Raw genomic sequence first — 22,474 nt, 5'->3', positions numbered from 1 at the left:
GCTCGCGATAGCGGTCTTTCAGTCAACATCAATGTTGAGGCTGATGGCCCTATCGCGAGCAGGCTCACTCCTACATTTGTTTGTGGTGGATTCCGGTGAGTGTATGAAGCGCTTTTCATGACACTTTTGTTTCAATCGACACTTTAGCTGTGCAATGCTGGCGCCCAGACCGTTAGCCAACTACAGCTTAAGTATCAAAAACGTAGAAACCGCGCGGTACCGTCAACTTGCCTCTCTGAGGCACTGCTATTACAGGGGGTCTGCATGCTCACCCTGCTCAATCTGCTTTCCGCCGTCGCCCTGCTGATCTGGGGCACGCACATCGTCAGAACCGGCATCCTGCGGGTGTATGGCACCAACCTGCGCCATGTGATTGGCCAGAACATGTCCAAGCGCTGGCTCGCGTTCGTTGCCGGCATTGTCGTTACCGCCATGGTGCAGAGCAGCAATGCCACGGCCATGCTCGTCACCTCCTTCGTGGGTCAGGGTCTGATGGCGCTGACCCCGGCGCTGGCGACCATGCTCGGCGCCGACGTCGGTACCGCGCTGATGGCGCGGGTGCTGACGTTTGACCTGTCATGGCTGTCGCCGCTGCTGATCTTTCTCGGGGTGATTTTCTTTCTGTCGCGCAAACAGACGCGGCTCGGGCAAATGGGCCGGGTGTCGATCGGCCTCGGGCTGATCATTCTCGCGCTGCAATTGATCGTTGAGGCTGCTGCGCCAATCACCCACGCGCAAGGGGTGAAGGTGATTTTCGCTTCGTTGACCGGTGACATTCTCCTCGACGCCCTGGTCGGCGCGTTGTTCGCGATGATTTCCTACTCCAGTCTCGCCGCCGTACTGCTCACGGCGACCTTGGCCGGGGCCAGTGTGATCAGCCTGCCAGTGGCGATCGGTCTGGTGATCGGCGCCAACATCGGCAGCGGCATTCTCGCGTTCATGAGCACCAGCATGCAGAACGCCGCCGGGCGGCAAGTGGCGTTGGGCAGTCTGTTGTACAAGCTGATCGGTCTGCTGCTGATCATCCCGGTGCTCGATCCGCTGGTGCACTGGATCGACAGCCTCGATTTCAGCCCGCAGGAAATGGTCATCGGCTTCCACCTGCTCTACAACACCGCGCGCTGCCTGATTCTGCTGCCAAGCGTCGGGCCGATGGCACGCCTCTGCGCCTGGCTGCTGCCAGAGCGGCCGGAGGTCAACGGCACCGCCAAACCGCGCCATCTCGACGCGACGGCGCTGGTTACACCGAGCCTGGCGCTGGCCAACGCCGCGCGGGAAACCCTGCGCATGGGCGATCTGCTCGACAACATGCTCGACGCGACCCTCGATGTGTTGCGCGGCAAGCAGACCGCCGTCACCCAGGAAATGCGCCGATTGACCGACGACGTCGAAGCGCTCTACAGCGCGATCAAGTTGTACCTGGCGCAGATGCCCCGCGAAGACCTCGGCGAGCAGGACAGTCGACGCTGGGCCGAGATCATCGAGCTTTCAATCAACCTGAAACTGGCCGCCGACCTGATCGAACGCATGCTGCGCAAGATCCAGCAGCAGAAGACCTCGCAGCGGCGTTCGTTTTCCGAAGAAGGTCTGGAGGATCTGGCCGGATTGCAGCAGCAACTGATTTCCAACCTGCGTTTGGGCCTTTCGGTGTTCCTCAGTGGTGACCGCGAAAGTGCCCGGCAATTGCTGCGCGAGAAACGCCGTTTCCGCGCTCAGGAACGGCGTCTGGCCCATGCGCATGTCAGCCGTTTGCAACGCAAGATCGTGCAGAGTATCGAGACCAGTTCGCTGCACCTGGAGTTGATTGCCGACATGAAACGCTTGAATTCGCTGTTTTGCGGCAGTGCGTATGTGGTGCTGGAAACGGCGGATACCGGGGCGCTGGCGGCGGATGATATTGCCGACATTACGCATTCGCCTTGAACGTCTGGGGCTGGGTTTAGTCAGTTACATTGATTCAGCCTTCAGGCCGCTATCGCGAGCAGGCTCACTAATGCAGGAGTGAGCCTGCTCGCGATGGGGGCCTGACTGACGACACGGATCTCCAAATCAGCCGTACGGAAGCCTGTTATGCGTTGCCTGTTGTTCGCCTGTCTGTTGCTCGGTTCCCTGCCCGCCTTTGCCCTGGATCGTTTTCAGGTCGAAGGCTATGCGCTGCCCAACGGTTTGCAACTGATGCTCAAACCCGGCACCGAGCGCGGGCACGTGGCGATCCGGCTGGTGGTCGGTGTCGGCCTCGATGATTTCGACTGTGACGAAAAGGAGTTGCCGCACCTGCTCGAACACCTGCTCTTCAGCGGCATCGATGCGACCGGCGAAGGTGGTTTAGAGGAGCGCATGCAGGCGCTGGGCGGTGACTGGAACGCGTTCACCAGCAATGCCGACACCACGTTTGTCATCGAGGCCCCGGCGAAAAACCAACGCAAAGTGCTCGACCTGCTGCTCGCTCTGCTTACGCAAACGCGCATCGACGACAACGCCATCAACGCCGCCAAACGTGTGGTCGAGCGCGAGGACGGCGGCCATTACACACGGCTGCAACGCTTTCTCGATCGTCAGGATCTCGGCCACACCGCGAGCAATCAACTCGCCGTCGAACTGGGCTTGAAATGCCCGCAGCGCGCCGAGGTCGGTCACCTGACTCAGGAACAACTGGAGAAAGTTCGCAAGGCCTGGTACGCACCGAACAACATGACCCTGATCGTCGTCGGCGAACTCGACAAGCTGCTGCCGGCCTATCTGGAACGCACCTGGGGCGCACTCGAAGCGGTCGAGCCGAGCGAACACCGCCCGCTTCCGGACATCCGTACCAGTGCCGCCCATGAACGTACCCTCACCCGTGGCTTTATCGGCGACAGCGCCAAGCTGCACTGGCTGGTGCCGGAGCCGGTGATCGACGATCAGTACGACCAGACCTTCGACATTCTCAAGGATTACCTCGACTGGGCGCTGTACCGACAGATCCGCCTCAACCACGGCTTGTCTTACGGGCCATGGGCCGAGCGTGAAGTGTTTGGCGGTGTCGGCTTTATGAGCCTGAATGCCGATCTCGATCGCGATGATGTCGACGAGGCCATTCAAGTGCTGGAAGACCTCAAGGCCGACCTGCTGAAAAACGGTCTCGACCCGGACACCTTTGCGCGGATCAAACAGGCCTCGATCGCCCATCAGGCGTGGGCGGTGCAGGGCAACAGCGCGATGGCGGATTACTACTGGAGCGCGCTCGCTGATTACCAGGACGGACGCTTTGCCAATCCGGCGCGCGAGCTGCAAGGGGTGACGCTGGAAGCGGCGAACAAGGCGATGCGCGAGTTGTTGCTGCAACCGGGGTATCTGCGGATCGAGAAGCCGTTGCTCAGTGATGATCAGGTGTTGTGGTTGAGTGCGGGTGGCTTGGGCCTGGTGTTGCTGGTCCTGATCGGCTGGCGTTTGCACCGCAAGCGGGGTTGAAGATCAAAAGATCGCAGCCTGCGGCAGCTCCTACAGGGGATTGCGTTCCAAATGTAGGAGTTGCCGAAGGCTGCGATCTTTTGAGGCCCTGAAATGCACCGAATAAGTGACCGGCAGCCTCGCCACAACGCCCGGCGGGCGCTACTCTGTCGAGGTTTTTTCCCCTCAAGTCGTGAACCGCCCAAATGCCAAAAATACAGCTCCTGATCCAGCGCATTCTCGAACTGATGAAGCGCTATCCCGGGGTCATTGCGCTTGGCGGGTTCATCTCCGGGGTCGGCAGTTTCATCATGGTCGATCGTCAGCAAGGGCTGGCGAGCTGGATCACCGTGATCATGCTGCTAAGCTGGATCTGGCTGATGCTGGAAAACACCCTTACCGGCCTTTTCACTCGGATCTTCAAACGCGAGATTCCCCAGCCGTTGCTGCGTTACGCGACGCAGATGATCCATCAGGAAAGCCTGTTTTTCGTCCTGCCGTTCTTTTTCATCACCACGACGTGGAATAGCGGACAGCTGTTTTTCACCGGCCTGCTCAGCGTCGCGGCACTGATTTCCATCGTCGATCCGCTCTATTACAAATGGCTGGCGCCACGGCGCTGGGCGTTTCTCGCGCTGCACACGCTGACCCTGTTCGCCGCCCTGCTCACTGCGTTGCCGGTGATCATGCACCTGACCACGGCGCAGAGTTTCAAGTGGGCGCTGGGCATTGCCGTGCTGTTGTCGTTCCCGAGTCTGGCGTCGATCTTCCCGATCCGCACGCTGCGCAATGCCCTGGCGATCCTGTGCATCACGGTCGGCATCGGTGGCGTGGGTTGGGCGCTGCGTTCGTGGGTGCCACCGGCGACGCTGTGGATGACCGACGTGGCGATCAGCACGCAAATGCAGGACCGCACCCCCGGCGCCAGCCTCGACACGGTCAGCGCCGAACAGATTCGTGGCGATGGCCTCTACGCCTACACCGCGATCAATGCACCGCGCGGGCTGGATGAGCGGATTTATCACGTCTGGCAATTCAACGGCAAAGAGGTCGACCGTATCGCCCTCGACATCCACGGCGGGCGCAAGGAAGGCTACCGGGCGTGGACGCACAAGCAGAACTTCCCCGGCAACCCGGCGGGCAAATGGCAGGTGCGCGTGCTGACCGAGGATGGCCAGGTGATCGGCGTGCTGCGCTTCGAAGTCACGGACAGCACAGCGATCAAAGAAAAGTAATCCGGTTCGTGCTATTACGTTAGTTCGCATAAAGGCCGAACAAGCACGGAGCTTATGACCAGCAGCTCGATCAGCGGAAATGCCCAACTGGACACGTCGATAACCCCTGCCCGCCTGCGGGTCACGGGGGACTGGACGCTTGCCCATTACGCCGAGCTCAAGCAACTGAGCGAAAAGCTCCACGGCCAATACGACGCCAACACCCCGATCGACCTCAACAGCCTCGGCGCCCTCGACACCGCTGGCGCTTCGTTGCTGGTCGAACTGCTCGGCTCCGAACGCCTCGGCCAATCCGCCGAACACCCCGATTGCACCCTGACCTCCGCCGACCGCGCGCTGCTGCAAACCGTGTACTGCTCGATGACCGATTTCTGCGTGCCGATCAAAGAGCCGGAAATCAGCGTCAGCGTGCAATTGCTCACGCGCATCGGTCGCGCCGTCGATACCGTCTGGCAAGACACCCTGCAATTGCTCGGCTTCGTCGGCCTGATCATGGAAACCATCGCGCGCAGCCTGTTCCGGCCCAAGCGCTGGCGGATCACGCCGATGATCGCGCACATCGAACAGACCGGCCTCGACGCCGCGCCGATCGTGGCGTTGCTGACCTTTCTGGTCGGCGCGGTGGTGGCGTTTCTCGGCGCCACGGTACTGGCCAGTTTCGGCGCGACGATTTTTACCGTGGACCTGGTCGGGTTCTCGTTCCTGCGTGAATTCGGCGTGCTGCTCACAGCGATCCTGATGGCCGGGCGCACCGCCAGTGCCTTCACCGCGCAGATCGGCTCGATGAAGGCCAACGAAGAAATCGACGCGATCCGCACCCTCGGCCTCGACCCGATGGAGTTGCTGGTCGTGCCGCGGGTACTGGCGATGCTGGTGGCGCTGCCGATGCTGACGTTTCTCGCCATGCTGTGCGGGATCATCGGTGGCGGCGTGGTTTGCGCGGTGTCGCTGGATATTTCGCCAGCGATGTTCCTGACGCTGTTGCAGTCGGACATCGGCGTTCAGCACTTTCTCGTAGGCTTGGTGAAGGCGCCGATCTTTGCCTTCATCATCGCCGCGATTGGTTGCCTGGAAGGCTTCAAGGTCAGCGGCAGTGCCGAGTCGGTCGGCGCCCACACCACCTCCGCTGTGGTGCAATCGATTTTCGTGGTGATCGTGCTCGATGCGGTGGCCGCGCTGTTCTTCATGGAGATGGGCTGGTGAGTCGTCTACCCCGCGCGCCCTCGGAGGCGGTGATCGAAGTCCGCGGCCTGTGCAATCGCTTCGGCAGCCAGAGCGTGCACGAGAACCTCGATCTGGATTTGTACAAGGGCGAAATCCTCGCCGTGGTCGGCGGCTCCGGCAGCGGCAAATCGGTGCTGTTGCGCAGCATTGTCGGTCTGCGCCGGCCCAGCGAAGGCATGGTCAAAGTGTTCGGCAAGAACCTGCCGAGCCTGTCCGAGCATGAGCGCTCGCTGGTCGAGCGACGCTTCGGTGTGTTGTTCCAGAAAGGCGCGCTGTTCTCCTCGCTGACCGTCACCGAGAACGTCGCCCTGCCCCTCATCGAACACGCCGGCTTGAGCCGCAACGACGCCGAGCACTTGGCCGCCGTGAAGCTGGCGCTGGCCGGTTTGCCGCTGTCGGCAGCGGACAAATACCCGGCGTCGCTGTCCGGCGGAATGATCAAGCGCGCCGCTCTGGCCCGGGCCTTGGCGCTGGATCCGGACATCCTGTTTCTCGATGAACCCACCGCTGGCCTCGATCCGATTGGCGCGGCGCAGTTCGACCAATTGATCCTGACCCTGCGCGATGCGCTCGGCCTCAGTGTGTTTCTGGTGACCCACGACCTCGACACGCTCTACACCATCACCGACCGCGTGGCGGTGCTGGCGCAGAAAAAGGTCTTGGTCGCCGGTCCCATCGACGTGGTCTCGGAAACCGACGACGCGTGGATTCACGAATACTTCCACGGCCCGCGCGGCCGCTCGGCGCTGGACGCCGCCAAATTGCTCAACGAGGTCTGACATGGAAACCCGAGCGCATCATGTGTTGATCGGCCTGTTCACCGTGATTGTGGTGGCAGGCGCCCTGCTCTTCGGTCTGTTCCTGGCCAAGTCCAGTGTCGATACCGAGTTCAAGGACTACGAGATTGTCTTCAGCGAAGCGGTCAGCGGTTTGTCCAAGGGCAGCTCGGTGCAGTACAGCGGGATCAAGGTCGGCGACGTGATCAACCTGCGCCTTGATCCAAAGGATCCGCGGCGGGTGCTGGCGCGGATTCGCCTGGCCGGTGACACACCGGTCAAGGAAGACACCCAGGCCAAACTGGCGCTGGCCGGGATTACGGGGACGTCGATCATCCAGCTCAGCGGCGGCACGCCCGAGAGCCCGAAACTGCGTGGGCATGACGGTAATCTGCCGACCATCGTGGCATCGCCCTCGCCTATTTCGCGCTTGCTCAATGACTCCAACGATTTGATGACCGGCATCACCGCGCTGCTGCAGAACGCCAATCAGATGTTCTCTGCCGAGAACGTCGAGCGTGTGAGCAAGACCCTCGCCCATCTGGAGCAAACCACCGGCACCATCAACGATCAGCGCGGCGACATCAAACAAGCCATGCAGCAACTGGCGACCGTCGGCAAACAGGCCGGCAGCATGCTTGAACAGACCTCGCTGCTGATGCGCAACGCCAATGGTTTGATCAACGATCAGGGCAAACAGGCACTGGGCAGCGCCGAGCAGGCGATGAAGTCGCTGGAACAAAGCACCACCACCATCAGCACCTTGCTCAGCAAAAACGAAAACTCCCTCGACAACGGCATGCAGGGCCTCAATGGCCTGGCCCCGGCGATCCGCGAACTGCGTGAGACGCTGACCTCGCTGCGGGCCATTTCCCAACGCCTTGAGGCCAACCCCAGCGGTTACCTGCTGGGCCGTGACAAGAACAAGGAATTCACGCCATGAAGCTGACTCGCCTCGCCCTCTTCGCTGCCGGTTTTTCCTTGATCAGCGCCTGTTCGATTCTGCCCGAGTCCGAGCCGTCGGATGTCTATCGCCTGCCGACTGCCCAGGCGCCCGCCTCGGCCCGTTCGGCGGCGACTCAGTCGTGGTCGCTGCGGTTGAACAAGCTGCAGGCCAGTGAAGCGTTGAACCGGCCGACGATTGCGGTGATTCCGCAGGGTGACGTGATCAGCAGCTACAAGGGCTCGCGCTGGAGCGATCCGGCACCGGTGCTGGTGCGTAATCGTTTGCTCGACGGCTTTGCGCGTGATGGCAGGGTGACGTTGCTGAGTACCGATGACAGCAACTTTGCGGCGGATCTGGAATTGGGTGGGAGTTTGCAGGCGTTTCAGACCGAGTATCAGGGCACGCAGGCCAGCGTCGTGGTGCGGGTTGATGCGTTGCTGGTGCGCGGTTATGACCAGCGGATTCTGGCCAGTCGGCGGTTTGAGGAGCGTCAGCCATTGAACGATGTGCAGGTGCCGGCGGTGGTCGCCGGGTTTGGTCAGGCCAGTGATCGTCTCACCGCCAAAGTAGTCGCCTGGGCCGTAGAGCAAGGCCAGAAACTCGCTCCCCCAAAGCCCTGATTCACCACAATCCATGTAGGAGTGAGCCTGCTCGCGATAGCGGTCTATAAGCCACCATCATCAGTGACTGTCACCCAGCTATCGCGAGCAGGCTCACTCCTACAGTTTGGATATTTGTTCAGCCGAAGAACCAGTAGCAGACGAAAATCGCACCCACGACACCGGCAAACTCCGCCAACAACGCACACCCCACCGCATGCCGCGCGCGTTGAATCCCCACCGCACCGAAATACACCGCCAGCACATAGAACGTGGTTTCGGTACTGCCCTGAATCGTCGCCGCGACCAGCGCCGGGAAGCTGTCGACACCGGACGTTTTCATCGTCTCGATCAACATCGCCCGCGCCGCACTGCCGGAGAACGGTTTGACCATCGCCGTCGGCAGCGCATCGACAAACCGCGTGTCCCAACCGGCCCACTCGACGAGATGCCGAATGCCGTCCAGACCAAAGTCCAGTGCCCCGGAGGCGCGCAGCACGCCGACCGCACAGAGCATCGCGACCAGATACGGCAGCAGGTTCTTCGCGACGTCGAAGCCTTCTTTGGCGCCCTCAACAAACGCCTCGTAGACCTTGACCTTCTTCAACGCGCCGATCAGCAAAAACAGCATGATCAACCCAAACAGCGTGAGATTGCCGAGGATCGACGACAATCCCGCCAAGGCCGTTGCTGAAAGAGTACCCAACAGCGCCATGAATCCACCGAGAATCAGCGCGCCCGGAATCAAATATGCCAACACCACCGGATCCCAGATCCGCAACCGCTGCATGAACGCCACCGAGAGGAAGCCGACAATCGTCGAGCAGCTGGTCGCCAGCAGAATTGGCAGGAACACTAGCGTCGGGTCGGGTGCGCCTTGCTGGGCGCGGTACATGAAGATCGTTACCGGCAGCAGGGTCAGGGAAGAGGCGTTGAGCACCAGGAAGAGGATTTGCGCGTTACTGGCGATGGTGGCACTGGGATTGAGCTCCTGCAGCGCCTTCATGGCTTTCAGACCGATCGGCGTGGCCGCATTGTCGAGGCCGAGACCGTTGGCGGCGAAGTTCAGGGTGATCAGGCCAAGGGCAGGGTGACCGGCCGGGACTTCCGGCATCAGCCGCAGAAACAGCGGGCCGAGCACTTTCGCCAGCCACTCGACGATCCCGGCCTTCTCGGCAATGCGCAGGAAGCCCAGCCACAGGGTGAGGGTGCCGAACAGCAGCACCATGACTTCGACCGAGAGCTTGGCCATGGCGAAAATGCTTTCCACCATCGCCGCAAAGATCCCGGCGTTACCGCCGATCAGCCACTGCGCCAGCGCCGATACGGCTGCCACGATGAAGAAGCCAAGCCACAGGCCATTAAGCATCAGTCAAATCCCCCGAAGAATGCGGCGAATGATAGCGGGGTCGCCAGAAACGACAAACCCCGGATTTCTCCGGGGTTTGTGTGTACCTGCTGCCACCCCATTTACCGGGTTGACCTCAATCTCCTACAGGGGTGTGTCAGTTCTTGGAGATTTCGCCTGCTGGCAGTTTTTCCTTGCTGCGCCAGTGCGGCAGGGAGTTCCAGTAGCGCTCGCCCTTGGCGTCGTCGTACATGCCTTCCCAGCGTGCGATAACCAGCACGGCCAGCGCGTTACCAATCACGTTCAGTGCGGTACGGGCCATGTCCATGACGCGGTCGACACCGGCGATAAACGCCAGGCCTTCCAGCGGAATACCGACGCTGCCCAGAGTTGCCAGCAGCACCACGAAGGACACGCCCGGTACACCGGCGATGCCTTTGGAGGTGACCATCAGGGTCAGGACCAGCAGCAGTTGCTGGCTGATCGACAGGTCGATGCCGTACAGCTGCGCAATGAAGATTGCCGCGATCGACTGGTACAGGGTCGAACCGTCGAGGTTGAACGAGTAACCGGTCGGCACGACGAAGCTGCAGATGGCTTTCGGCGCGCCGTAGGCTTCCATCTTCTCGATCACGCGTGGCAGCACGGTTTCCGAAGAAGCGGTGGAGTAGGCCAGGACCAGCTCATCCTTGAAGATGCGCATCAGCTTGAACACCGAGAAACCGAACATCTTGGCGATCAGGCCCAACACCACGAAGGCGAAGAAGGCGATGGCGAAGTAAACCAGGATGACCAGTTTGGCTAGCGGCACCAGCGAGGCGAAGCCGAAGTTGGCCACCGTCACCGCGATCAGTGCGAATACGCCGATCGGCGCATAGTTCATGATCATGTGGGTGACTTTGAACATGCTTTCCGAGACGCCCTGGAACATCTTCACCAGCGGCTCGCGCAGATCCGACTGCAGGCTCGACAGACCGAGACCGAACAGTACGGAGAAGAAGATGATCGGCAGCATTTCGCCGCGAGCCATGGCCGCGAAGATGTTCGACGGGATCAGGTTGAGGATGGTCTCGATGAACGCGTGTTCATGCTGCACTTCGGCGGCGGTCGCCTGGTACTTGGAGATATCCACCGTGCCCAGGGTGCTCATGTCGATGCCGGCACCCGGATGGAATACGTTTGCCAATACCAGACCAACGAGGATGGCAATGGTGGTGACGATTTCGAAATAGATGATCGTCTTCAGGCCGATGCGCCCGAGTTTCTTGGCGTCACCCACGCCGGCGATACCGACAATCAGGGAAGAGATGACGATCGGGATCACGATCATCTTGATCAGACGGATAAAGATATCGCCTGCCGGTTGCAGGACGTTGCTGATCCACCAGGCTTTCTCGGCACTGAAGTGGTTGAGCAACGCACCAATTGCAATACCCAATACCAGACCGATGAGGATCTGCCAGGCGAGGCTAAGTTTTGCCTTCTTCATTATCTTTACCCTTACTTGCGTTTGACTCAGGCACATGCAGGAACTGGAACGCTCTTTAGCGGAAAAGTCTGTGCATCTGCCTCCGTATAAGGTGCCCCGAAGCGCGTATTTACGGCTCTTCGGCAGGCGAAAAAAGGCGCAACTATTCCGATGCAAGGTTGCGCCGTCTAATGCCGTAAACGCCTACCCTATGCCGAATCGGCATGAGCTTTTTTAATTGAAACTGGCGTCCCAACCGGTTCGATTGTGACATTTCGGCCGGCATAAGTGCCGTGAACCGGCCATCACAGAGCAGGTTGATTATTTTTTGAACGAGAAAAATCGACAAAAATTTTGGGAAAATGCCTACGTGGCAAGACTAGAAGTCCTACTGTTTAAGCGGTTTTTTTGTCGATATACGGTCGCCAGGAAACACCGCGTAATGTTTTCGCGCGCAGTGTCAGCGATAAAAACAGCGAGCTGGACGCTCTGGATCAATGTTTTGTCTTTTTGAAAGCTCAGCGCAAGTCCGTCGAGCCACTGTGGGTCGGCGAACCTGCGGCGCAGCTTTTACCCTGACCCGGCCCTCTCGCAGGCACTCCCTGTACCCGTAGGTCACTCCGACCCTGCAACAGTCAGAACGTCCCGGCCCCTTGGTCATGCGCCTGCCTTCCTCAGGTGGGCGCAATGGAAGGCAGCAGGGCTGCTGCCTTCATGTTCAAGTCAGTACCACTTCGGATCTTTCTTCAGGGTTTCCATCAGTAGATCCTGCATGCCTTGATCGGGTTTGCCGAAGAAGCGATAGGTCGCATGTCGCGTCGGCGACTTGTCTTGCGGCAGGCCTTCAGGCACATCAACCAGCATGGCGTAGGCGTCATCCTTGTCGAAACTGAATGCGACGATCAAACGGTGGTTCAGGCACTTGTCCTGATTCTCGCAGAGCGGGCCCACCAAGTACTTGTTGCCGTCTTCAGTAACCGCGTTCATCTGTTGTTCGGAGGCCCCGGACAGGTTGATCACCCATTCCGGTACGCGCTCTTCTTTCTTTATCACGCCTTCCCAGGTCTCACGGTACTGCTCGTCAGAGGCGAGCAGTTCGTTGACCCGCGCCTGGCCGTCATTGGCCGCCATCGCCATGGCACTACCGCCCAGAAGCAGGGCGGCTGCCAGTGTCTTTAACGCACTCATCGTTAACCTCGGCCGCGACGGCCAAAGAAGAAGGAAGCGATGAACATCACCAGGAACACGACAAAGAGAATCTTGGCGATACCCGTGGCGGTGCCCGCGATACCACCGAAGCCCAGTACTGCAGCGATGATGGCAATGATCAAGAATGTAATTGCCCAGCTCAACATGGTGATTCTCCTTACTTCTCTATTTAGGGGTGTTGCATGTCCCGGCGCTGTGCGCCCGAATTCGTTTGCTCTTTAGAAAACCCAACGCTCTTCACGTGGCAGTTGATCCAGCGGCTGCGCCTGATCGACGTCCATCATGCGCATCGAGGCGCTTTCGGCCTGACTGCTGCTGACGGCGCTGAAGTGCGTTTGCGTGCTGTGCTGGATCGAGATCAGCGGCTCAACTTTCTGGCTGTTTTCCCAGCTCAGGTATTGCTGGCAAGCGATCAGGGTGATCAACAGCGCCAATACGCCAAACAGACCTTGCTGGATGTGCAGTGGCGAGATACGCACTTGGGCGGCACGTTGGCGAGTCATCCTGGGTTCCTCACTCTTATTCGGTTAGGGCAGTTCATGTTTTGCCCGGGCTAAGTGAGGTATTGCAGCCTGCATGCCAGTTTTTTAATTGAAAAATATTCAATAAAATCAATGAGTTATGTGCGCGATAAAAAACGTTTGCGACGCATCCTGCACGATGGGGCATCTGAGATCGTGCGCAATGCACGATTTTTTCGTAGGAGATTTCATTCTTATGGAATTGAGAGCAGGGCGCAGATGTCAGAAAAGTACGCAGGGAATGCCCTGCAAATCGGTGATTGTTTAAAAAACCAGCAAAACCAACAACTTGGCCGTAATGGCAGGAGAGAGCTACCCTCCTATGGCTGGCATCGTTCAGAATCAACCATGCAACTTGCCCGATTTTTCCGGGACTAACCCAAGACCAATCACTATGGAGCGTAGGAAAAATGGAATCTGCCACTGAGCATCAAGGCCGCATTCTGCTGGTGGACGACGAATCTGCCATCCTGCGTACCTTCCGTTATTGCCTCGAAGACGAAGGCTATACGGTTGCCACAGCCAACAGCGCGGCTCAGGCCGACGCGCTGCTGCAACGCCAGGTCTTCGACCTGTGCTTCCTTGATTTACGTCTGGGCGAAGACAACGGTCTCGACGTACTGGCGCAGATGCGCATTCAGGCGCCGTGGATGCGTGTGGTCATCGTCACCGCGCATTCGGCTGTCGATACCGCCGTCGATGCGATCCAGGCAGGCGCGGCCGACTATCTGGTGAAACCGTGCAGCCCGGATCAGTTGCGTCTGGCCACCGCCAAACAGCTGGAAGTGCGCCAACTGTCAGCGCGCCTCGAAGCTCTCGAAGGCGAGATTCGCAAACCGAAGGACGGTCTCGACTCCCACAGCCCGGCAATGAAAGTGGTACTGGAAACAGCACGCCAGGTCGCCGGCACCGACGCCAACATTCTTATCCTCGGCGAGTCCGGCACCGGTAAAGGTGAACTGGCCCGAGCGATTCATGGCTGGAGCAAGCGCGAGAAGAAATCCTGCGTGACCATCAACTGCCCGTCGCTGACGGCGGAATTGATGGAAAGCGAGCTGTTCGGTCACAGTCGCGGCGCGTTTACCGGTGCTAGCGAGAGCACCTTGGGTCGAGTCAATCAGGCCGACGGCGGTACGCTGTTTCTCGATGAGATCGGCGATTTTCCGCTCACTTTGCAACCCAAGTTGCTGCGTTTCATTCAGGACAAGGAATATGAGCGGGTGGGCGATCCGGTCACCCGTCGCGCCGATGTGCGTATTCTGGCGGCAACCAACCTCAACCTCGAAGACATGGTCCGAGACGGGCGTTTCCGCGAAGACCTGCTCTATCGTCTGAATGTCATCACCCTGCATCTGCCGCCCTTGCGCGAGCGCGCCGAGGACATTCTGACCCTGGCCGATCGCTTTCTCGCGCGTTTCGTCAAAGAGTATGCGCGCCCTGCACGGGGCTTCAGCGACGAGGCTCGCGAGGCACTGTTGGGCTACCGTTGGCCGGGCAACATTCGCGAGCTGCGTAACGTGGTTGAGCGGGCAAGCATCATCTGCCCGCAGGAGCGTGTGGAGATCAGCCACCTCGGCATGGCCGAACAACCGGTCAACAACGCCCCTCGAGTCGGTGCGGCATTGAGCCTCGACGAATTGGAGAAAGCCCACATCGGCGCGGTCCTCGCCACCGCCGGCACGCTGGATCAAGCGGCAAAAACCCTCGGCATCGATGCTTCGACCCTGTATCGCAAGCGCAAGCAGTACAACCTGTGAGCGCCCGGCGATGAAACTGGCGATGAAGTTGCGGACCCGTTTGTTCTTGAGTATTTCCGCGCTCATCACCGTGGCCTTGCTCGGGCTGCTGCTCGGGCTGGTCAGCGTGATGCAGATGGCGGGAACGCAAGAGGCGTTGGTGCGCAGCAACTTCGTCACCCTCGATCTGGGTCTCAAGCTGCGCCAGACGCTGGGTGATCAACTGATCATCATGCTGGCGGAAAAGCCTGATCCGGTGGCGTTCGAAGCGTCGAAACAGCATTACTTCGAGTTACTGGACCAAGGCATCGCCCAAGAGCAAGAGGGCGATGGCCGGCTATATGGCTTCAGTCGGGCAAAAGCGGATTATCTGAGCTTTCTGGAAGCGTTTGATTTGTCGCGTGACCCGGCCAGCTCGATGAGCAGCAGCGCCGACTTTCGAGAGCGCTTCAACACACTGCGCAACGGACTGATCACCGAACACAAGCATGCACTGGACAACATCAACGCGGTACAGCGTGAGGCGCGCGACCGTGCCTTGTTGATTGCGGGTCTGCTTGGCTTTGTCGGGCTGGCGGTGCTGATCATCGGTTTTATCACGGCCCACGGCATTGCTCGGCGTTTCGGCGCGCCGATCGAGGCGCTGGCGAAAGCCGCAGACAATATCGGCCAGGGCAATTTTGAAGTGACCCTGCCGATTTCCTCGGCGATGGAAATGAACCTGCTGACCAAACGCTTTGGCCTGATGGCCGAGGCGCTTCGCGAGCACCAGGCGACCAACGTTGATGAACTGCTCGCCGGTCAGCAACGCTTGCAAGCGGTGCTCGACAGCATCGATGACGGCTTGCTGATGATCGACCGCCAAGGGCATCTGGAGCACCTCAACCCAGTGGCCCAGCGACAATTGGGCTGGGAAGATGATCGTCTCGGCCAAGGGTTGGGCACGGCGCTGGAGCGACCAGAGCTGGATGCGCAGCTGCAACTGGTGCTGCGCGGCGGCTCCCTGGAGCGCGCGCCGGAAGACTTGAGCATCGAGGTCGACGGCGAATCCCGCCTGCTGACCTACAGCCTGACCCCGGTCAGCCACACCCAGGGACATATCCTCGGCGCGGTGATGGTGCTGCACGATGTCACCGAGCAACGCGCCTTCGAACGGGTGCGCAGCGAGTTCGTCTTGCGCGCTTCCCATGAGCTGCGCACCCCCGTCACCGGCATGCACATGGCGTTCGGCCTGTTCCGCGAACGGGCGAAGTATCCCGCGGAGTCGCGAGAGGCCGATCTGCTCGACACCGTGAATGAGGAAATGCAGCGCCTGATGCAGTTGATCAATGACTTGCTCAACTTCTCGCGTTATCAGAATGGCCTGCAGAAACTCACCCTGGCACCATGCTCCATCGAAGACTTGCTGGAGCAGGCGCAACTACGCTTTGCCGATTCGGCGGCGGCCAAGGGCATCGCCCTGAATGTCGAGGTGCAGGGGCCGTTGCCACGTTTGCAGGCCGATCAGGCGCAACTCGATCGCGTGCTGGATAACCTGATCGACAACGCCCTGCGCCATACCGCCCGCAACGGTCAGATCCGCTTGCAGGCACGCCGGCACGGCGAGCGAGTGATCATCAGTGTTGAAGACAACGGCGAAGGCATTGCCTACGGTCAGCAAGGACGGATCTTCGAACCGTTCGTACAGGTAGGGCGCAAGAAGGGTGGTGCCGGTCTGGGCTTGGCGCTGTGCAAGGAAATCGTCCAGCTGCATGGCGGACGCATGGGCGTTTACTCGCGACCGGGGCAAGGTACGCAGTTTTATATGGCGCTGACGGTCTAGGCTTCATCGTCCATTCGCCGTCCGGCAAGGCGTCGGCCACGGGTGATCAGTTCGATGAACTGCACCGCGCTGAGCGCATGGGCGAACAACCAGCCCTGGCCGAATTTCACGCCTTCGCTGCTGAGCAACTCAGCCTGCGATTCCAGCTCGATGCCTTCGGCAATCACCTTCAGATCCAGCGCCTGGGCCATGTGAATGATGTGCGGGGCGACGCCGCTGCTCGCTGCGTCATGGCCCAGTGCGTCGATAAATGCTTTGTCGATTTTCAGGCAATCGACCGGCAAGGTCTGCAGATAGGCGAGGCTGCAGTAGCCGGTGCCGAAATCGTCGATCAGCACCTGGTGGCCGACATCGCGCAAGGCTTGCAGGTTTTCCCGCGCCACCACCACATCAATCAAACCGCGCTCGGTAACTTCGAAGGCAATCTGCCGCGCGGCGACGCGATGGAGCGTGAGCAGCCGCGCCATGACCTGGCCAATGCGCGGCACCATCACGTCACAGGCTGCAAGGTTGACCGAGATATACAGCTGCGGATTGGCGCGCAGCAACTGGCCCAGTTGCTCCAGCAAGCGCTGCAGAACAAAGTCGGTCATCTGGCGGATTTGTCCGGTGTTTTCCGCCATGGGGATAAACAGGTCGGGACTGGTCAGCGTGCCGTCCGGGCGACGCCAGCGTAGCAGCGCCTCGGCGCCGACGCAGTTGCGGCTGTCGAGATCGAAGATCGGCTGATAGAGCACCTGCAACTCGCCGCGCCGGATCGCGCCGTGCAGTTCGGCGTCCAGTGACTGGCGCTGGCGCACCAGCAGGAAAACGAAGAAACCCGAAAAGGCGCCAAGCAGCACGCACGCCGGAATCATCCACCACCAGATAGCCGGGATGTGCATGCTGGTTCTGGGTGTGATCAGCACCAACTGATACTCCGGATTATCCGTGGGCATGCGGTAGATCAGCCGGGTCTGCGTGACTTGCAGGGCATCGCGACTCTTTGGTGGCCAGTGTTCCGTGGGTGGCCAGTCTTGCGCCATGCCGAGCACCGGGATGGCCCGGGTGCCGTGATCGAGCACCACTAGCAGGCTGCTGCCGGGCGACAGATCGACCATGTCGGTCAGATGCCCGCGCGAGGTGGCCACGCGGAAATTGCCGCGTCCGAGCATCAGCGCTGCACGGTTTTCATCGGGTTCGGTGGTGGTGTTCAGCCAATAACTGTAAGTCGGGCCTTTGATATCCGGCGCGCGAACCACCGACGGGCCTTCCTGGCGCGGACGGTTCGAGCAGGTCCGCGAAGCGTCCATATAAGCTGCTTCATACACGAAGCGATAGTTGAAGGTGACCTGCTGCAGGGTGGCGATCATTTCATCGTCACAACTGCGCAATGGCTGCGCTTCAAGATCATCGAGACTTTCACGCAACTGGCCGAACAATTGTTCGAGGCGGGCGAGGAACCGCTCGCCTTGTGCGTTCATTTGCTGGCTTTCGCTTTGCTCGACCTGGCGCATCGCCACGAACATTCCGCCGGCGATCAGCAGGCTGGCACTGAGGACAGCCGCGATCATCGCCAAAAACCAGGGGCGATAAAACCAGCTACGCAACGTCTCTCGGGTAGCAGCCATCAAGGAATATCCGAAGAATTACCAATGAGTTATAGCTGCTGATTGCAATTTTGCCCTGACCGTCGGGCGGGCGTCATTATTTTGTCTGATTGAGCACCAGTAATAGTGCCGCCGTTTGCGCATCCGGCGTGCCGTCGAAGCGCGAAGGGCGAAAGTGCATCTGGAACGCTGCAAGGACGTGGCGCGTGGCGACGTCCAGTTCACCAGTCTGCGGCGTGTCATAACCCAGGTGCGCCAGTTGTGCCTGGAACCAACTGATACTCGGCAGTTCACTGCTGTTGAACAGCATTTGCTGGCGCGCTACCGCCTGTTCGTTCGGCCAGACGCCCAAGCCTTCAGCAGCGAGGCGTTTCCACGGGAACAGTGGCCCCGGATCAAGTTTGCGCAAGGGTGCGATGTCGCTGTGACCGATAATGTGTCGCGGGCTGATGCCGTTGCGTTTGCTGATGTCTTTGAGCAGGGCGATCAACGATTGGATCTGCGCCTCGCTGTACGGATACCACAGACGCCCGCTCGGCGTGTCCTTGAAACCCGGGTTGACGATTTCAATGCCGATCGAGCTGGAGTTGAGCCAGGTACGCCCCTGCCATTGGCTTTCGCCGGCGTGCCAGGCGCGTTGATTCTCATCCATGAGTTTGTAGACCGTACCGCTATTGTCGTCGCCGATCAGGTAATGGCTGCTGACTTCGCCGTGGGTCAGCAACTGCAGCGAGCGCTCCAGCGAGGCCGACGTGTAATGCACGACCACAAACTGAATGCGGCTGTCGTAATTGGCCGAAGGGTGGCTGGTGTTGTAGCGCGGGCCACTGGCACAACCGGCCAGAACGAGCAACGAAGCGAGGAGGGCAAAGAATTTCATGGCAGAAGGCAGTACACGCAAGACAGTAATGCAACAGTGTAACGTACTGCCTTGCGTCTCGACGGTCAGTGGGCGGATTTAAACAAAATGGAACAATTTGCTCAGCCCAGCTCGACCCGATTACGGCCTGCATTTTTAGCGCGATAAAGCGCCTGATCGGCTCTTTTCAGCACCAGATCGCTGTGTTCTCCAGCACGAAATGTTGCCAGCCCCATGGAAATGGTGATCGTCACTCGCTCGCCCTTGAAGTGGAAAGGGCAGGCTTCGATCGCTGCGCGCAGCGTTTCCAGAAGCTTGGCGCCGACCGCAGGCGGGGTGGCCGGCAGCAGCAAGACGAACTCCTCACCACCGAATCGGGCAATGAAATCAGATCCGCGCAGGCGTTTGCGCAGCACCGTGGCAATAATCTTCAGCACCTTGTCGCCGGCCAGATGGCCGTAGTTGTCATTGATCCGTTTGAAGTGATCAAGGTCGAGCATGGCCAGGCTCAGGGTGTTGCCGTGCTGCTGCCACTGCTTGATTTCATGCTCGAGGCGCTCGCTCCACGCAGCGCGATTGGGCAAGCCGGTGAGTGGGTCGATCAAGGCTTTCTGGCGCTGTTCTTCGAGGTGCTCACGGAATCCCTGGGCTTCCTGCTCCATATGCGCCACGCGCTCGGACAGACCTTTGAGCCGCGCAGCCACTTCCTGCTCGCGGGCGTCGCGCTGCTTCTGGTGCTGATCCATGGTGCCGATCAAGCCTTCGAGATGGTTCTCCAACACTTGCTTGAGGTCATCCAGATCGGCGGCTTCCTGAACGCTGGTCTGCAAGCCGTCGACTTGCTCGCGGATCTGCGTATCCATGGCCCGCGCCGCTGAGCTGTTGTCGGCATGGCCTTCACTGGCAGCTTGCAGATTGCTCTGGAACGCTTCGAGGCGTTCGTTGAGTTGCTGCAGGTAGGCTTCGAATTCGTGCTGGCCGCTGTCGGTGATCGCCAGCATCAACGTCGCGAGATCGTCGAGGATCGGTATCAGTTCGTACCAGTTCAAGCCATGTTTCAGCCTTTCACGCATGGCTTCGGCTTGCGGGCGGTGGCGCTCCGGCAGGGTCAGGTCGTCGAGGAGGCCGATCAGGGTGTCTTCGATGTGCTTGGCCACGGAGCTGTAAGACGGCTCCGGGGTATCAGGCAGGGCGAACAGGATGTCGTGTTCGGATTGCTCCGGATCAATGGCGGCCAACGCCTGCGCGATGGGTTCGGGCAGCGGCAGGCTGTCGAGGATCAGTGGCGATGGATCACCGGGGTGAATCAGCTCATCAGGATTGATGGCGGCAGGCGTGGTTGGAGTCTGAGCGGCAGCCTGGGTGAAAACAGGCTCGGGTTCAAAGCGCTCTGCTTGAGGTTCGCTCGGGTCACTGCTGCCTTCGCTGCCGACCGAGGGTGGCACGAAGGTAACCACTTCTGCCGATTCCGGTTGATTCTGGGCGTCCGGCATTGTTGTTTCGACAGGCGCAATTGCTTCGATGGCAGCAGTTGCCATCACAGGTTCAATCGATGCGACAGGGGCGGGCTGTGCGGTTTCTGGTGCGGGTGACGGTGCGGCAAGCGGTTGCAGCGGCGCGGGTGATTCTGTCGCTGGGGCTTCTTCGCTGTCGCGGCTTCCGAACAAACGCTGCAGCAGACCTGGTCGCCCCGGCTCTGGCGGGGTGTCCAACTGACTCAGTGCCTTGCCCTGCAGGCCGCTGAGTTCACTCAGCAGCAATGGCATTTCCCGCGCCGAACCGACGCGGCTATCCAGTTGTTTGGCAAATTTCTTCAGTGGCTGAGCGACTTCACGCGGCAACGGCAAAGCCTGCAACTGAGTGACCAGCGATGTCAGCGCGGTACTGACTTGATCGATGCGGGTTTCGCGGCGCTGCTCGGAATCGAGCACGGCTTTTTCCAGGCGCGGCAGGAGGGCGGCGAGGCCGGCGTCCATGTCGTCAGTGCGCACCACGTCGCGCATCTCTTTCATGCACTGATCAACGACTTTATCGGTACCTTCGGCCGCCAGCGTGCTGCGCACCAGGCCGCGACGCAGCAAGTCGAGCCTCGCGGCCCAGCGGCGTTCGAGTTTGTCCTGTTGTTCGATGCTTTTGAGGTACTTTTCTTTCCAGCGCTGGGCGTCGTCGCTCATTCAGGGGTTCCGCGAGGGGCAGGACTCAACGCGGGCAATGCATCGGCCGTGAGCGAACCCGGCAGACGAATCTCTACCGCGACCGGCAGGTGATCGGAAATCGGTTGTGCCAGCACTTCGACCTTTTCCAGGGTCAGGGTCGGGCTGAGCAAAATATGATCAAGGCAACGCTGAGGACGCCAGCTGGGGAATGTCGCTTCCACCTGCGGGGCCAGCAGGCCGAGATCGCGTAACGGAGAATGTTGCAGCAGATCGCTGGCATGGGTGTTCATGTCACCCATCAACACCTGGTGTTTATAGCCACCGATCAGCTCACGAATATAGGCCAGTTGCAGGCTGCGCGTTCGCGCGCCAAGAGCCAGGTGCATCATCACTACCACCAGCGCTTCCGGGCCTTCGCCGAAACGCAGCAGAATCGCCCCGCGACCTTTCGGGCCGGGCAGCGGGTGATCTTCAATCGCCGACGGTTTCAGACGACTGAGCACGCCATTGCTGTGCTGAGCGAGTCTGCCGAGGTTGCGATTGAGCTGTTGATACCAGTAGGGGAAAGCGCCGAGTTGGGCCAGGTGTTCGACCTGATTGACGTAGCCCGAACGCAGGCTGCCGCCATCGGCTTCCTGCAGGGCGACCAGATCGAAGTCGCCCAGCAGGTCGCCGATCTTTTGCAGATTGCCTGAGCGGCCGTTGTGCGGCAGCAGGTGCTGCCAGCTACGGGTCAGGTAATGCCGATAGCGCTCGGTGCTGATGCCCACCTGGATATTGAAACTGAGCAGGCGCAGACGCTGGTCTGCGGGCAGGCCCGTTGACTCCAGGTGATGCTCATTGACCTGCGGATCATGCAGGCCAACGATGCGTTCGGACTTCCAGCGGCGCATGGCGGTTGCCGCGCTTAGTTGGCAGCAGCCTTGGTTGCCGCTCGCTCTTTGGCGACCAGTTGGTCAGCCAGTTTCAGCGCTTGCTCGGCACCACCGGCAGAGCCGATGTCGAAACGGTACTTGCCGTTGACGATCATGGTAGGTACGCCAGTGATCTCATACTTCTTGGCCAGTTCGCGAGCTTTGACGATCTGACCCTTGATAGCGAACGAGTTGAAGGTGGCCAGGAACTTGTCCTTGTCGACACCCTGGGTCGCAAGGAAGTCAGCCATATCCTGTGGATCGGTCAGCTTCTTGTGTTCTTTCTGAATTGCGTTGAATACCGCAGCGTGAACCTTGTGCTCGACACCCATGGCTTCCAGGGTCAGGAACATCTGGCCGTGAGCGTCCCATGGGCCGCCGAACATGGCAGGAATACGCACGAAGTTGACGTCGGACGGCAGTTTCTCAACCCAAGGGTTGATCACGGGCTCAAAGGCGTAGCAATGCGGGCAGCCGTACCAGAACAGCTCGACCACTTCGATCTTGCCAGGCTCTGCAACCGGTACCGGGTTGGCCAGTTCCACGTAAGGGGCGGCTGGGGCTTCGGCGGCTTGAGCGGTCACGCCGAACAGGCTGGCAGCGACGAGAGCGGCGCTGATGATCAGATTACGCATGCTTTACT

At 60.0% G+C, this 22,474-nt stretch carries 19 protein-coding genes; 9 read left to right on the top strand and 10 right to left on the bottom strand.

Going from position 1 to position 22,474, the window contains the following annotated elements:
• Nucleotides 1–264 precede the first annotated feature (264 nt).
• From PMI23_RS16350 to PMI23_RS16320, 7 genes are all read left to right on the top strand, one after another.
• On the top strand, nt 265–1,923 hold the full coding sequence (locus PMI23_RS16350; protein ID WP_007911815.1) for a Na/Pi cotransporter family protein: 1,659 nt from the start codon (nt 265–267) through the stop codon (nt 1,921–1,923).
• Between the two features lie 147 nt (nt 1,924–2,070).
• Nucleotides 2,071–3,450 (top strand): M16 family metallopeptidase, encoded by a 1,380-nt coding sequence (locus PMI23_RS16345; RefSeq protein WP_007911800.1) that lies wholly within the window; start codon nt 2,071–2,073, stop codon nt 3,448–3,450.
• A 185-nt stretch (nt 3,451–3,635) separates the two neighbouring features.
• Entirely contained in the window at nt 3,636–4,664 is a 1,029-nt protein-coding gene (locus tag PMI23_RS16340) for a DUF5924 family protein (RefSeq protein ID WP_007911799.1), read from the top strand.
• Between the two features lie 54 nt (nt 4,665–4,718).
• Nucleotides 4,719–5,867: an ABC transporter permease gene (locus PMI23_RS16335; protein WP_007911798.1), complete on the top strand. Its 1,149-nt coding sequence runs from the start codon at nt 4,719–4,721 to the stop codon at nt 5,865–5,867.
• Nucleotides 5,864–6,667, top strand: a complete 804-nt coding sequence (locus PMI23_RS16330) for an ABC transporter ATP-binding protein (protein WP_007911797.1) — start codon at nt 5,864–5,866, stop codon at nt 6,665–6,667. Before PMI23_RS16335 ends, PMI23_RS16330 begins: the two co-directional genes overlap by 4 nt.
• Nucleotide 6,668: 1 nt before the next feature.
• A complete protein-coding gene (locus tag PMI23_RS16325; RefSeq protein ID WP_007911796.1) occupies nt 6,669–7,607 on the top strand; it encodes an MlaD family protein in 939 nt (312 codons plus the stop codon).
• Nucleotides 7,604–8,230, top strand: a complete 627-nt coding sequence (locus tag PMI23_RS16320; protein ID WP_007911794.1) for an ABC-type transport auxiliary lipoprotein family protein — start codon at nt 7,604–7,606, stop codon at nt 8,228–8,230. Before PMI23_RS16325 ends, PMI23_RS16320 begins: the two co-directional genes overlap by 4 nt.
• A gap of 118 nt (nt 8,231–8,348) precedes the next feature.
• On the opposite strand, the gene PMI23_RS16315 is transcribed toward PMI23_RS16320, so the two are convergent.
• From PMI23_RS16315 to PMI23_RS16295, 5 genes are all read right to left on the bottom strand, one after another.
• Nucleotides 8,349–9,578, bottom strand: coding sequence for a nucleoside recognition domain-containing protein (locus PMI23_RS16315; protein ID WP_007911793.1), 1,230 nt, complete (start codon nt 9,576–9,578; stop codon nt 8,349–8,351).
• Nucleotides 9,579–9,714: 136 nt separating this feature from the next.
• Entirely contained in the window at nt 9,715–11,046 is a 1,332-nt protein-coding gene (gene gltP / locus PMI23_RS16310; protein WP_007911792.1) for a glutamate/aspartate:proton symporter GltP, read from the bottom strand.
• 702 nt (nt 11,047–11,748) lie between these two features.
• A complete protein-coding gene (locus tag PMI23_RS16305) occupies nt 11,749–12,213 on the bottom strand; it encodes an inhibitor of vertebrate lysozyme family protein (protein ID WP_007911791.1) in 465 nt (154 codons plus the stop codon).
• 2 nt (nt 12,214–12,215) lie between these two features.
• Nucleotides 12,216–12,380, bottom strand: coding sequence for a DUF1328 domain-containing protein (locus PMI23_RS29330; RefSeq protein ID WP_003177151.1), 165 nt, complete (start codon nt 12,378–12,380; stop codon nt 12,216–12,218).
• A gap of 72 nt (nt 12,381–12,452) precedes the next feature.
• Nucleotides 12,453–12,737, bottom strand: a complete 285-nt coding sequence (locus PMI23_RS16295; RefSeq protein ID WP_007911790.1) for a hypothetical protein — start codon at nt 12,735–12,737, stop codon at nt 12,453–12,455.
• 428 nt (nt 12,738–13,165) lie between these two features.
• Here PMI23_RS16295 and algB point away from each other — a divergent pair, with 428 nt between their 5' ends.
• A complete protein-coding gene (gene algB / locus PMI23_RS16290) occupies nt 13,166–14,512 on the top strand; it encodes a sigma-54-dependent response regulator transcription factor AlgB (RefSeq protein ID WP_007911789.1) in 1,347 nt (448 codons plus the stop codon).
• A 10-nt stretch (nt 14,513–14,522) separates the two neighbouring features.
• Nucleotides 14,523–16,313 (top strand): ATP-binding protein, encoded by a 1,791-nt coding sequence (locus PMI23_RS16285; protein ID WP_007911788.1) that lies wholly within the window; start codon nt 14,523–14,525, stop codon nt 16,311–16,313.
• On the opposite strand, the gene PMI23_RS16280 is transcribed toward PMI23_RS16285, so the two are convergent.
• From PMI23_RS16280 to PMI23_RS16260, 5 genes are all read right to left on the bottom strand, one after another.
• Nucleotides 16,310–17,923, bottom strand: coding sequence for an EAL domain-containing protein (locus PMI23_RS16280; protein ID WP_007911787.1), 1,614 nt, complete (start codon nt 17,921–17,923; stop codon nt 16,310–16,312). The genes PMI23_RS16285 and PMI23_RS16280 overlap by 4 nt on opposite strands.
• Nucleotides 17,924–17,999: 76 nt before the next feature.
• Complete coding sequence (locus tag PMI23_RS16275; protein WP_007911785.1) at nt 18,000–18,782, bottom strand: N-acetylmuramoyl-L-alanine amidase; 783 nt, start codon at nt 18,780–18,782, stop codon at nt 18,000–18,002.
• A gap of 101 nt (nt 18,783–18,883) precedes the next feature.
• On the bottom strand, nt 18,884–20,935 hold the full coding sequence (locus PMI23_RS16270) for a GGDEF domain-containing protein (RefSeq protein ID WP_007949970.1): 2,052 nt from the start codon (nt 20,933–20,935) through the stop codon (nt 18,884–18,886).
• Entirely contained in the window at nt 20,932–21,810 is an 879-nt protein-coding gene (locus PMI23_RS16265; protein WP_007911779.1) for an endonuclease/exonuclease/phosphatase family protein, read from the bottom strand. The genes PMI23_RS16270 and PMI23_RS16265 overlap by 4 nt, the downstream gene beginning before the upstream one ends.
• A 14-nt stretch (nt 21,811–21,824) precedes the next feature.
• Nucleotides 21,825–22,466 (bottom strand): thiol:disulfide interchange protein DsbA/DsbL, encoded by a 642-nt coding sequence (locus tag PMI23_RS16260; protein WP_007911777.1) that lies wholly within the window; start codon nt 22,464–22,466, stop codon nt 21,825–21,827.
• Nucleotides 22,467–22,474 lie beyond the last annotated feature (8 nt).

The organism is Pseudomonas sp. GM24, from assembly GCF_000282235.1.
GTDB lineage: Bacteria > Pseudomonadota > Gammaproteobacteria > Pseudomonadales > Pseudomonadaceae > Aquipseudomonas.
Note: the sequence above shows the minus strand (reverse complement) of the source record. Positions and strands in the feature narration are given on the sequence as shown.

Coding starts and splice junctions, on each gene's coding strand:
- PMI23_RS16350 (WP_007911815.1), top strand. CDS start 265: ATGCTCACCCTGCTCAATCTGCTTTCCGCCGTCGCCCTGCTGATCTGG.
- PMI23_RS16345 (WP_007911800.1), top strand. CDS start 2,071: ATGCGTTGCCTGTTGTTCGCCTGTCTGTTGCTCGGTTCCCTGCCCGCC.
- PMI23_RS16340 (WP_007911799.1), top strand. CDS start 3,636: ATGCCAAAAATACAGCTCCTGATCCAGCGCATTCTCGAACTGATGAAG.
- PMI23_RS16335 (WP_007911798.1), top strand. CDS start 4,719: ATGACCAGCAGCTCGATCAGCGGAAATGCCCAACTGGACACGTCGATA.
- PMI23_RS16325 (WP_007911796.1), top strand. CDS start 6,669: ATGGAAACCCGAGCGCATCATGTGTTGATCGGCCTGTTCACCGTGATT.
- PMI23_RS16320 (WP_007911794.1), top strand. CDS start 7,604: ATGAAGCTGACTCGCCTCGCCCTCTTCGCTGCCGGTTTTTCCTTGATC.
- PMI23_RS16315 (WP_007911793.1), bottom strand. CDS start 9,578: ATGCTTAATGGCCTGTGGCTTGGCTTCTTCATCGTGGCAGCCGTATCG.
- gltP (WP_007911792.1), bottom strand. CDS start 11,046: ATGAAGAAGGCAAAACTTAGCCTCGCCTGGCAGATCCTCATCGGTCTG.
- PMI23_RS16305 (WP_007911791.1), bottom strand. CDS start 12,213: ATGAGTGCGTTAAAGACACTGGCAGCCGCCCTGCTTCTGGGCGGTAGT.
- PMI23_RS29330 (WP_003177151.1), bottom strand. CDS start 12,380: ATGTTGAGCTGGGCAATTACATTCTTGATCATTGCCATCATCGCTGCA.
- PMI23_RS16295 (WP_007911790.1), bottom strand. CDS start 12,737: ATGACTCGCCAACGTGCCGCCCAAGTGCGTATCTCGCCACTGCACATC.
- algB (WP_007911789.1), top strand. CDS start 13,166: ATGGAATCTGCCACTGAGCATCAAGGCCGCATTCTGCTGGTGGACGAC.
- PMI23_RS16285 (WP_007911788.1), top strand. CDS start 14,523: ATGAAACTGGCGATGAAGTTGCGGACCCGTTTGTTCTTGAGTATTTCC.
- PMI23_RS16280 (WP_007911787.1), bottom strand. CDS start 17,923: ATGGCTGCTACCCGAGAGACGTTGCGTAGCTGGTTTTATCGCCCCTGG.
- PMI23_RS16275 (WP_007911785.1), bottom strand. CDS start 18,782: ATGAAATTCTTTGCCCTCCTCGCTTCGTTGCTCGTTCTGGCCGGTTGT.
- PMI23_RS16270 (WP_007949970.1), bottom strand. CDS start 20,935: ATGAGCGACGACGCCCAGCGCTGGAAAGAAAAGTACCTCAAAAGCATC.
- PMI23_RS16265 (WP_007911779.1), bottom strand. CDS start 21,810: ATGCGCCGCTGGAAGTCCGAACGCATCGTTGGCCTGCATGATCCGCAG.
- PMI23_RS16260 (WP_007911777.1), bottom strand. CDS start 22,466: ATGCGTAATCTGATCATCAGCGCCGCTCTCGTCGCTGCCAGCCTGTTC.